The sequence below is a fragment of the Jiangella ureilytica genome (genome assembly GCF_004348545.1).
In the GTDB taxonomy this organism is placed as follows: Bacteria; Actinomycetota; Actinomycetes; order Jiangellales; family Jiangellaceae; genus Jiangella; species Jiangella ureilytica.
In genome coordinates this window covers 1-9275 of sequence record NZ_SMKL01000125.1, presented here as the reverse complement: position 1 = coordinate 9275, position 9275 = coordinate 1, and the positions used below count along the sequence as shown (strand labels likewise).

13 protein-coding genes are annotated in these 9275 nt (G+C 71.7%); 7 read left to right on the top strand and 6 right to left on the bottom strand.

The features are described from left to right. The first annotated feature begins 349 nt into the window (after positions 1–349). The gene (locus tag E1212_RS28510) at positions 350–976 is read left to right on the top strand and encodes a dihydrofolate reductase family protein (protein ID WP_131988834.1); all 627 of its coding nucleotides are present in this window, start codon (positions 350–352) and stop codon (positions 974–976) included. Positions 977–987: 11 nt separating this feature from the next. Here the strand turns inward: E1212_RS28510 and E1212_RS28505 are convergent, their stop codons facing one another. After that, positions 988–1407 carry an ester cyclase gene (locus tag E1212_RS28505; RefSeq protein WP_131988832.1) on the bottom strand — a complete coding sequence of 140 codons (420 nt, stop codon included), beginning with the start codon at positions 1405–1407 and terminating at the stop codon, positions 988–990. Between the two features lie 67 nt (positions 1408–1474). Between E1212_RS28505 and E1212_RS28500 the strand changes: the two genes are divergently transcribed. The 3 genes from E1212_RS28500 to E1212_RS28490 are packed head-to-tail and all read left to right on the top strand — an operon-like array spanning position 1475 to position 3652. Continuing rightward, the gene (locus tag E1212_RS28500; protein WP_131988830.1) at positions 1475–2080 is read left to right on the top strand and encodes a dihydrofolate reductase family protein; all 606 of its coding nucleotides are present in this window, start codon (positions 1475–1477) and stop codon (positions 2078–2080) included. A gap of 19 nt (positions 2081–2099) precedes the next feature. Then, positions 2100–2423, top strand: coding sequence for a YciI family protein (locus E1212_RS28495; protein WP_131988828.1), 324 nt, complete (start codon positions 2100–2102; stop codon positions 2421–2423). A 2-nt stretch (positions 2424–2425) separates the two neighbouring features. After that, positions 2426–3652, top strand: coding sequence for an RNA polymerase sigma factor (locus E1212_RS28490; RefSeq protein ID WP_131988840.1), 1227 nt, complete (start codon positions 2426–2428; stop codon positions 3650–3652). 4 nt (positions 3653–3656) lie between these two features. On the opposite strand, the gene E1212_RS28485 is transcribed toward E1212_RS28490, so the two are convergent. Continuing rightward, complete coding sequence (locus E1212_RS28485; protein ID WP_203417365.1) at positions 3657–4070, bottom strand: cytidine deaminase family protein; 414 nt, start codon at positions 4068–4070, stop codon at positions 3657–3659. Between the two features lie 97 nt (positions 4071–4167). Between E1212_RS28485 and E1212_RS28480 the strand changes: the two genes are divergently transcribed. Further along, positions 4168–5190: an LLM class F420-dependent oxidoreductase gene (locus E1212_RS28480; protein ID WP_131988836.1), complete on the top strand. Its 1023-nt coding sequence runs from the start codon at positions 4168–4170 to the stop codon at positions 5188–5190. Positions 5191–5222: 32 nt separating this feature from the next. Here the strand turns inward: E1212_RS28480 and E1212_RS28475 are convergent, their stop codons facing one another. Both E1212_RS28475 and E1212_RS28470 read right to left on the bottom strand, forming a co-directional pair. Continuing rightward, a complete protein-coding gene (locus E1212_RS28475) occupies positions 5223–6146 on the bottom strand; it encodes a TIGR04222 domain-containing membrane protein (RefSeq protein ID WP_162605671.1) in 924 nt (307 codons plus the stop codon). 17 nt (positions 6147–6163) lie between these two features. Further along, the gene (locus E1212_RS28470; RefSeq protein ID WP_131988824.1) at positions 6164–6649 is read right to left on the bottom strand and encodes an Lrp/AsnC family transcriptional regulator; all 486 of its coding nucleotides are present in this window, start codon (positions 6647–6649) and stop codon (positions 6164–6166) included. A 72-nt stretch (positions 6650–6721) separates the two neighbouring features. Here E1212_RS28470 and E1212_RS28465 point away from each other — a divergent pair, with 72 nt between their 5' ends. Beyond that, complete coding sequence (locus E1212_RS28465; RefSeq protein WP_131988822.1) at positions 6722–7138, top strand: rhodanese-like domain-containing protein; 417 nt, start codon at positions 6722–6724, stop codon at positions 7136–7138. Here E1212_RS28465 and E1212_RS28460 read toward each other — a convergent pair. Then, a complete protein-coding gene (locus E1212_RS28460) occupies positions 7119–8081 on the bottom strand; it encodes a threonine ammonia-lyase (RefSeq protein ID WP_131988820.1) in 963 nt (320 codons plus the stop codon). The two genes, E1212_RS28465 and E1212_RS28460, sit on opposite strands and share 20 nt — an antisense overlap. Then, positions 8081–8548: an Lrp/AsnC family transcriptional regulator gene (locus E1212_RS28455; RefSeq protein WP_131988818.1), complete on the bottom strand. Its 468-nt coding sequence runs from the start codon at positions 8546–8548 to the stop codon at positions 8081–8083. The genes E1212_RS28460 and E1212_RS28455 overlap by 1 nt, the downstream gene beginning before the upstream one ends. Positions 8549–9091: 543 nt before the next feature. On the opposite strand from E1212_RS28455, the gene E1212_RS28450 reads away from it, so the two are divergent. Beyond that, the coding region (locus tag E1212_RS28450) for a PLD nuclease N-terminal domain-containing protein (RefSeq protein WP_162605670.1) at positions 9092–9275 on the top strand (184 nt) is incomplete at its 3' end.

Below are 9275 nucleotides of genomic sequence, written 5' to 3'. Positions count from 1 at the left end.
GTCCGGTCGCGTGCAAACCCCAGGACCGGGCACGACGACAGGTCGTTCACAAGACACCACGGTCACTGATCATTCGAGTCAGCCGCACCCGACCCCAGGACCACAAAGCATCTCACTGTGATCATTCCGAAGGCGGCCGGGCTGGACGTCGGCGGGACCGGTCGCCACACCCCGGTGCCGCCGTCAGTGGCCAGCGCCGAGTAGCCACAGCGGGAAGGGACCCAGGGTCCTGGAAGGAAATCCTGGCCCCGTTGTCGGATCGGCGCGACGGCGTTCGTGGAAGGGGTGAAGGCCGCCCACGAGAGGCGGCCCCGATGGCCGGAAGGCCAGTGAGAGAGGACCTCCGATCATGAAGCTGACCACTGTCACGAACATCACCGTCGACGGCGTGATTCAGGGCCTGGGCGGATCGGGCGAAGACCGCCGCGGCGGCTTCGAGCGCGGCGGCTGGGCGCTGCCGCTGTTCCGCGGTGACGCCGAGGCGGCTCTCGGTGAGATCTACGCGCGCGCCGACGCGTTCCTGTTCGGCCGGCAGACCTACGAGATCTTCGCCGGCTCCTGGGGGTCGTGGGCCGACCCGGGCGACAGCCCCATCTGGACGGCGCTGAACACGCGGCCCAAGTACGTCGCGTCGACCACGCTCACCGACCCGCGGTGGGCGGACACCTCCGTCCTCTCCGGCGACCTCGCGGCAGCCGTCCGCGAGCTGAAGGCCTCGACGGCCGGTGAGGTGCAGGTGCACGGCAGCGGCCGGCTGATCCGCTGGCTGCTCGAGAACGACCTCGTCGACGAGATCACCCTGTTCACCTATCCCGTGGTCGTCGGCCAGGGCACGCGGCTGTTCCCCGACTCCGGTCCGGACACCGCGCTCGAACTGGCCGAGTCGCGTGCCTTCTCGAACGGCATCACCCTCCAGGTCTTCCGGCCGGCCGGGCGCCCCCGGTACGCCGCGTCCGAGCCGATCCCGGGCACGTGACGCGACCGCCGTCAGCCGATGCCGTCGGCCAGCAGCAACTGCGTGCGCAGGGCGAGGTCGTCGGGCGTTCCCCAGACCTCGACGATCCGCCCGGCCGCCGTGCGGTAGACGGCGAACTCGTGCGTGCCGGCGGTGCGGCCGGTGGCGGGCAGGCCGAGGAGCGGGCCGCGGTGGGTGCCCGTGGTCGCCAGGTGGGCGGCGAACCACTCGTCGTCGACGACGAGGTGGCGCAGCTCCCAGTGGTAGTCGGGGAAGCCGCGGACCACCGACCGCAGCGCCGCCATGTAGCCGCCGAGTCCCCTCGGCTCGCCGTTGACGACGACGTCGGCGGCGACGAACTCCCCGAGGTCCTCGAACCGGTGCTCGTTACAGGTCTGCAGGTAGACGCGGTAGAAGGCCTCGATCTCGCGGCGCCGGGCGGTGTGCTCCATCGATCCAGCATCGCCGCAGCCACTGACAACGTCCAGCAGGGCTCATCCATGAAAGGTATCCACGATCATGAGACTGACCACCACCATCCAGGTCACCGTCGACGGCGTCATGCAGGCCAACGGCGGGGCGCACCCGGACCTCGACCCCGGGTTCGAGCGCGGCGGCTGGGCGCTGCCGCTGTTCGACGACGAGTCCCTCGCCTACGTCGACGACGTGTACCAGCGCGCCGACGCGTTCCTGTTCGGCCGGAAGACCTACGACTTCTTCGCCACCACCTGGGGCGCGATCGAGGAGATGGCCGACACCCCCATCGGGCGCTCGCTGAACACGCGGCCCAAGTACGTCGCGTCGACCACGCTCACCGACCCCCGGTGGGCGCCCGCGACCGTCCTCTCCGGTGACGTCGCGGCGGCCGTCCGCGAGCTCAAGGCGACGCCGGGAGGGGAGCTCCAGGTCCACGGCAGCGGAGCCCTGACCCGGTGGTTGCTCGAGAACGACCTCGTCGACGAGCTGAACCTGCTCGTCGTCCCCGTCATCGTCGGCCAGGGCATTCGCCTGTTCCCCGGCTCCGGCCCGGACACCGCGCTCGAGCTGGTCGAGTCGCGAGCCTTCCCGAAGGGCATCACGCTCCAGTCCTACCGGCCGGCCGGTCGTCCGCAGTACGCGCACTGATTCAGGAGATGATTCCGAGATGAAGTACCTGGTTTCCGTGATCGACGACACGAGCAACTCCGCCACGCCGGACGAGATGGTGGCCATCCGCGCGTTCAACGAAGGTCTCCAGGCCGACGGTCACTGGGTCTTCGCCGGCGGCCTCGCCGATCCCAGCACGGCCACCGTCGTCGACAACCGCGGCAGCGAGCCGATGATCACCGACGGCCCCTTCCTGGAGACGAAGGAGTACTTCGCCGGCTTCTGGATCATGGAGGCTCCCGACCTCGACGTGATGCTCCGGCTCGCCACCGAGGCGTCGAAGGCTTGCAACCGCAAGCTCGAGGTGCGGCCACTCCTGTGAGCGTGCACGACGTCCGTGAGGCGATCACCCGGGCGCACCGCGAGGAGTGGGCGCGGGTGGTCGCCTCCCTCACCAAGCGCTTCGGCGACCTCGACATCGCCGAGGAGGCGGCCGCCGAGGCGTTCGCCGTCGCCGTCGAGCGATGGCCGGCCGACGGCGTTCCGCCCGGCCCGGGTGCCTGGCTGACCACGACCGCCAACCGCAAGGCGATCGACCGGATCCGGCGCGAGAGCAAGCGCGACGACAAGCACAAGGAGGCTCAGCTGATGTACGGCGACGACCCGCCCGACCCCCTCGGCGTCATCGACGACGAGCGACTCCGGCTGATCTTCACCTGTTGTCACCCGGCGCTCGCCATGGAGACCCGCGTGGCGCTGACGCTGCGCATGGTCGGCGGGCTGACGGTGGCTGAGATCGCCCGGGCGTTCCTGGTGCAGGAGACCGCCATGGGGCAGCGGATCACCCGCGCGAAGGGAAAGATCAAGGCGGCCCGCATCCCGTACCGGGTGCCGTCGGCCGAGGATCTCCCGGCCCGCGTCTCCGGCGTGCTCGCCGTCCTCTTCCTCGTCTTCAACGAGGGCTACCTGGCGACGGGTCCCGACACCGACCCCGTCCGCCACGAACTCACCTCCGAGGCGATCCGGCTCACCCGCCTGATCCGAGCCCTCCTGCCCGACGACGGCGAGGTGGCCGGCCTGCTGGCGCTGATGCTGCTCACCGAGGCCCGCCGCACCGCCCGGGTCTCGGCGAGCGGCGAACTGGTCACGCTCGACGAGCAGGACCGCGGGGCCTGGGACACCGCGCTGATCGCCGAGGGACACCGGCTGGTGCGCGAGCGCCTCGCCTCCGGGGTGGCGCCGGGCCGCTACCAGCTGCTCGCCGCCATCAATGCCGTCCACACGTCCGCCCGCGACGTGCGCGACACCGACTGGTCACAGGTGGTCGCCTTGTACGACCAGCTGGTCCGCCTCGAGCCGTCGCCGATCATCGTCCTCAACCGTGCCGTCGCCGTCTCCGAGCTCGACGGACCCGAGGTCGCTCTGGCCGCGGTCGACCGCCTCGAGGACCAGCTGGCCGGCTACCACGCCTTTCACGCGACCCGGGCGGAGCTGCTGCGCCGGCTGGGCCGCAGCCAGCAGGCGCGCGCGGCCTACGACACGGCCATCGAGCTGGCGGGCAACACCGCAGAGACCGCCTACCTCACCCGCCGCCGCGGACAGCTGGGATAGCGCCTCAGTCGAGCGGAGCGGGCCACTCGTGGGCGGGCAGCAGCTCCCGCAGCGGGACGGCGCGGTCCCGGCCCAGCACGACCCGGGTGTCGAGGTTGTCGCGGTGCAGCTGCCGGATGAACTCGCGGCACCGGCCGCACGGCGGCAGCACGAACAGGACTCCGTCGTCGTCGCGCCACACCGCCACGATGGCCGCGATGCGCTCCTCGCGACCGGTGACCATGGCCGCGATGGCGCCGTGCTCGGCGCAGAACCCCGTGCCGGACCCGGTGTCGATGCAGACGCCGTGATAGGCGTTCCCCCGGTCCGTGACCAGTGTCGACGCGACGTCGCCGACCAGCCGGCCCTGCACCTCGCGCGGGTTCAGGAACGACGCCGCCGACGCGATCAGCTCGTCGTCGTCCATCGGGCTGCCCATCGCCGCAGCCTATCCGCGGAGACGGCCGGCGGAAGCGGAGGCGTGTCTCCGCCGTTCGCATCCTTGATCTACCGTGTGAGGTATGACCTCTCCCCCCATGAAGTTCGGACTGTTCGTCCCGCAGGGCTGGCGCCTCGACCTCGTCGACATCGCTCCGGAGCATCACTGGGACACGATGCTCGGCATCGCGAAGCACGCCGACGCCGGCCCGTGGGAGTCCATCTGGGTCTACGACCACTTCCACACGACCCCGGTCCCCACCGAGGAGGCCACCCACGAGGCGTGGTCGCTGATGGCCGCGTTCGGCGCCGCGACGGAGCGGGTGCGGCTGGGCCAAATGTGCACGTGCATGGCCTACCGCAATCCGGCCTACCTGGCGAAGGTCGCCGCGACCATCGACCACGTGTCCGGCGGCCGGGTCGAGATGGGCATCGGCGGCGGCTGGTACGAGCACGAGTGGCGCGCCTACGGGTTCGGCTTCCCGCGCGCGGGAGTACGCCTGGCCATGCTCGACGAGGGCGTCGACATCATGCGGCAGGCGTGGACCCACGGTGTCGCGACGATCGACGGCGAGCACTATCAGGTCGACGGCGCCATCTGCCGGCCGCTGCCGCTCCAGCAGGACGGCATCCCGCTGTGGATCGCCGGCGGCGGCGAGAAGGTGACGCTGCGCATCGCGGCCAAGCACGCCCGCGGCGCGGACGGCACCGGCTCGCGCAGCTACACCACGCACACCAACTTCAGCGGCACGCCCGAGGTGTTCGAGCACAAGTCCGAGGTGCTGGCCGGGCACTGCCGCGACCTGGGCACCGACTTCGACTCCATCACGCGGTCGATGAACTTCAACGTCGTCATCGGCACGACGCAGGCCGAGGTCGACAGCAAGATCGACCGGGTCGAGGAGATCTACGGCCGGTTCATGGCTCCCGACGTGCTCGCGGACCGGATGAAGGTCTTCCGCGACAGCCCCACGGCCGGCACGCCCGAGCAGGTCGTCGAGGCGATCCGCTCGTTCCAGGATCTCGGCATGAGCTACGCCATCGGCTACTTCCCCGAGGCCGCGTACGACCTCAGCGGCGTCGAGCTGTTCGAGAAGGAGGTCGTGCCGGCGCTCACCTGAGCGCTCGGGTGCTCCGGGGACGGCGGCAGCGTTCAGTCCGCTCCGCCGCCGTCGCTACCGCCACCGTCGCCGCCGTCGCTGGTCATGCCCGCGTCGGCGGCGACGATCGCGTTCACGCCGTAGCGGTCGCCGCGGCGGCCGTGCGGGACGCTCCAGCGTGACTCGACGGCGTTCCCCTGGACCGCGCGGCGCAGCGCGTCGTCCGTCATGGCGGCGAACCCGCCGACGGCGACCCGCTGGGCTTGCGGGGCGTCCTCGGCCGGCTCGGCCTGCAGCAGCTCGACGATGTCGCGCCCGGTGGCGGTCCGCGGGTCGGGACCGTGGTAGCCGGGACGGCGGCTGAAGATGAACGCCGCCAGCAGCGTCACCGGGAACCACGCGACGATGGTGATCGCCGCCGGGATCTCGCCTTCCTCGAGCGGGTCGTACGACGTCATCAGCCCGATCGAGCAGAAGAACATGCCGGCCAGCGTCGGCGCCCACACGATCGCCGGACCCCACTGCCGGCGCAGCGGCGTCACGAGCAACCCGCGGCCGGCCAGCGCGCGCAGACGGGTCCGCAGCTTCCACTTCACGACGTCGCGGCGGACGGCGTCGAGGCCCTGCCGGCCCCGGGCGCGCACCGAGACCAGGACCATCGCCTCGTCGAAGTCGTAGTTCGGCGTGTACTCGGGGCTGTCCATCGGAGTGTCCAGCATCCGGTGGACCTCGTCGTCGACGGTGAGCTTCCCGTCGTCGGCCAGCACCAGCCGGCGGTCGACGAGCTCCAGGACCGTCACGTCGACGGCGCGGGCGACTCCGCCGGAGAGCAACGCGGTGTCCGTGCGGTCGAAGCCGCGGCCGATCTCGTAGCGGGCAACGGCCGGACGGCGGCGCCTGTCGTTGAGGACGACGGCGACCGCGGATCCGATGCCGCCGGCCACCACCAGGACGAAGAGCACCAGCAGGGCCGTCACCGCTCGACGCTGGCAGCTCAGGGTTGCGGCTGGGTGATCACCCGCGAAACCAGTGGCGACGAGTACACGACGGAGGTGGTGACACTGCCGAGCGTGGCCAGCCGGCCGGCGATCTCCTCGAGGTGGCGCATGGACCGCGCCGCGACCTTGAGCACGAAGCAGTCGTCGCCGGTGACGTGGTGGCACTCCAGCAGTTCCTGGGTGCGCTCCAGCTCGGCGTGCAGCGCGCGGTAGTTGCCCGATGGGTAGGCCAGCCGCACGAACGCGACGACGGTGTAGCCGACCCGCTCGAGGTCGAGGTCGGCCCGGAAGCCGGCGATGACGCCGAGGTCGGTCAGCCGGCGGATGCGGTCGGCGGTCGCCGTAGGGCCGAGGTTCACCCGGCGGGCCAGCTCGGCGACGCTGACCCGGCCGTCGCGCTGCAGCTGTTCGAGCAGCCGCCAGTCGAGGCGATCGAGCGTCGGTGCGGGATCATCGGCCACGCGGGCAGAATACCGGGCCATCCCCGCCCGGCGGCCGCCGAGAGCGCTGATCGCCTCTCCTCAGCCCGCCTGCACCGACGTAACGTCGACGGCATGACGACCACCTCCACGGCGACGCCGTCCGCCGTCACCGCCGTCGCGCCCGCGCCGCCGGCCGACGCCGTCGCCCACTTCGACGCCCTGCTCGCGTACGAGACCGACTGCTGGGACGTTCATCATGCCCTGACGACGGGGCCGGCGGACTTCGTCCTGCTGGACGTCCGCGGCCCGGACCTCTATGCCGCAGGCCACGTGCCCGGCGCCGTCAACCTGCCGCACGGGCGCATCGTCGAGCGCAACCTCGGCGCGTATGCGCCCGGCACGGTCTTCGTCGTCTACTGCGCCGGGCCGCACTGCAACGGCGCCGACAAGGCCGCGCTGCGGCTGGCCCGGCTCGGCCGGCCGGTCAAGAAGATGATCGGCGGCGTCACCGGCTGGCTGGACGAGGGCTTCACGCTCCGGAGTTCGTGAGCACCCGGGCCAGCAGCGCGGGGTCGGCGTTGCCGCCCGACACCACCGCCACCGTTCGGCCGAACCGTTCCGGCTCGGCCAGGAACGCCGCCGTCGTGAGCGCGCCCGTCGGCTCGGACACGATGCGCCCGCGCACCGCCAGCAACCGCATGGCGGCCAGGATCGCGTCCTCCGGGACGGTGACGATCTCGTCGACCTGGCGGCGGATGTGCTCCCAGGTCAGCTCACCGATCATCGGGAGCCGGACGCCGTCGGCGATCGTGCGGTAGGTGTCGGCGGAATCCCAGGCGACCCGCTCGCCGCGGGCCAGGCTGTCGCGGGCGTCGGCGGCCAGCTCGGGCTCGACGCCGACGACGCGGGTCCCCGGCGCCAGCGCCTTCACCGCCACGCCGATGCCGGAGATCAGCCCGCCGCCGCCCACGGGGACGAGGACGGTGGCGGCGTCGGGCCGGTCGGCGGCGATCTCGAGGCCGACGGTGCCCTGGCCGGCGATGATCCGGGCGTCGTCGAACGGCGAGACGAACGTCAGGCCGCGCTCGGCGACCAGCTCGCGGACCCGGCTCTCGCGCTGCGGCGGCGGCACCATGACGACCTCGGCGCCGAGCGCCCGGGTCGCCTCGACCTTCACCGGCGCGGCGGCGTCGGGCATGACGACGGTGGCCGCGATGCCCTGCGCGCGGGCCGCCCAGGCCAGCGCCTGCGCGTGGTTGCCGCTGGAGTGGGTCACGACGCCGCGCGAGCGGGCGCCGTCGTCGAGCAGGGCCACGGCGTTGAACGCGCCGCGCAGCTTGAACGCCCCGGTCGCCTGGAGGCCCTCGGGCTTCAGCCAGAGCTCGCCGCCGGCCCACAGCGCCGGGACGAGCGGCGTCCGCACCGCGACGCCGTCGAGCCGCTCCGCCGCCGCGCGCACGTCGTCGAGCGTGACCAGGCCGTTCCGCGTCATCAGCTGCCGACCAGTTCCGACGGTGTCCGCTCGACCTGGCGGTCCTCGAACCGGGTGGAGATGACCAGGGTGGTGCGCGTGCGGGCGACGCCTTCGATGCGGACCAGCCGGCCCAGCAGCCGCTCCAGCCCTTCGACGTCGGCGACGCGCACCTTCAGCATGTAGGCCTCGTCGCCGGCGATGAACCAGCAGTCCTCGACCTCGGGCACGTCCTCGAGAAGAGCGCCGACGTCCTCGTGCCCGGCGGAGTCGGACAGCACCAGCCCGATCAGCGCCGTCAGCCCCAGACCCAGGGCCGAGGGATCGACGGTGGCGCGGTAGCCGGTGATCACTCCTCGCTCCTCGAGCCGGCGCACCCGCTCTTGGATGCTCGGCCCGGACAGCCCCACCAGCCGTCCCAGCTCGGCGTACGACGCGCGGCCATTGGCCCGTAGCGCCGCAACAAGACTCGCATCGACGGTGTCCATGGCGTTCCATCCTCGCAGTGCCCGCGGCGGCGACGACAACGTGGTGGGAATCACCCTGTTCGAGATGGATTCGTTACGTCGCCGTGACTTAGAATCATAGGCAGAAGGCCGATGTCGACCTTCGATCTCGTTAGTATTCTCGCACAGGGAGTCACGTTGTACAGCCTCGAGTACGCCCAGACCCGCATCGACGACCTGCGTCGGGAGGCGGAGAGGGCGCGCCAGGCGGCAGCCATCCGCGCCGGCCACCGTCCCCGTCGTCGCCTCTTCTCCTGATCACCGGCCACGCGTCCGGCCCCGCCCGGCCGGACGCCTTCCAGGGCTGATTCCCTTCCCCCGTGGGACTCATGGCCGACTGGATCTCACGGTCGGCCTTGGGGTCATCCCCAGCCCCTGGTCGTGGCGCCCCCGGCCCGTGTGACGCTTGCCCGAACAAGCCGAACGCGGTCCGGGGTGCGTCACGCCCGGCACACCACCTAGGCTGGTGGAAAGGGAACACAGCTCGACCGGGGAGGTCTCACGGTGGGTCGGGTACTACCAATCGTGGTCGCGATCGCGCTGCTGGTCTATGCGCTCATCGACTGCCTGCAGACCGACTCCGCCCGGTTCCGGTCGCTCAACCGCGTCGCGTGGATCGCGATCATCGTGCTCATCCCGCTCGTCGGGCCGGTCCTCTGGCTGGTCATCGGCAAGGTCCGGGCCCGCCCGCAGAGCCGCCCTGCCGCGC

Excerpts from the sequence above, each read along its gene's own strand:
- E1212_RS28465 (WP_131988822.1), top strand. The coding sequence starts at position 6,722 with ATGACGACCACCTCCACGGCGACGCCGTCCGCCGTCACCGCCGTCGCG.
- E1212_RS28455 (WP_131988818.1), bottom strand. The coding sequence starts at position 8,548 with ATGGACACCGTCGATGCGAGTCTTGTTGCGGCGCTACGGGCCAATGGC.
- E1212_RS28470 (WP_131988824.1), bottom strand. The coding sequence starts at position 6,649 with ATGGCCCGGTATTCTGCCCGCGTGGCCGATGATCCCGCACCGACGCTC.
- E1212_RS28495 (WP_131988828.1), top strand. The coding sequence starts at position 2,100 with ATGAAGTACCTGGTTTCCGTGATCGACGACACGAGCAACTCCGCCACG.
- E1212_RS28510 (WP_131988834.1), top strand. The coding sequence starts at position 350 with ATGAAGCTGACCACTGTCACGAACATCACCGTCGACGGCGTGATTCAG.
- E1212_RS28505 (WP_131988832.1), bottom strand. The coding sequence starts at position 1,407 with ATGGAGCACACCGCCCGGCGCCGCGAGATCGAGGCCTTCTACCGCGTC.
- E1212_RS28485 (WP_203417365.1), bottom strand. The coding sequence starts at position 4,070 with ATGGGCAGCCCGATGGACGACGACGAGCTGATCGCGTCGGCGGCGTCG.
- E1212_RS28460 (WP_131988820.1), bottom strand. The coding sequence starts at position 8,081 with ATGACGCGGAACGGCCTGGTCACGCTCGACGACGTGCGCGCGGCGGCG.
- E1212_RS28500 (WP_131988830.1), top strand. The coding sequence starts at position 1,475 with ATGAGACTGACCACCACCATCCAGGTCACCGTCGACGGCGTCATGCAG.
- E1212_RS28480 (WP_131988836.1), top strand. The coding sequence starts at position 4,168 with ATGAAGTTCGGACTGTTCGTCCCGCAGGGCTGGCGCCTCGACCTCGTC.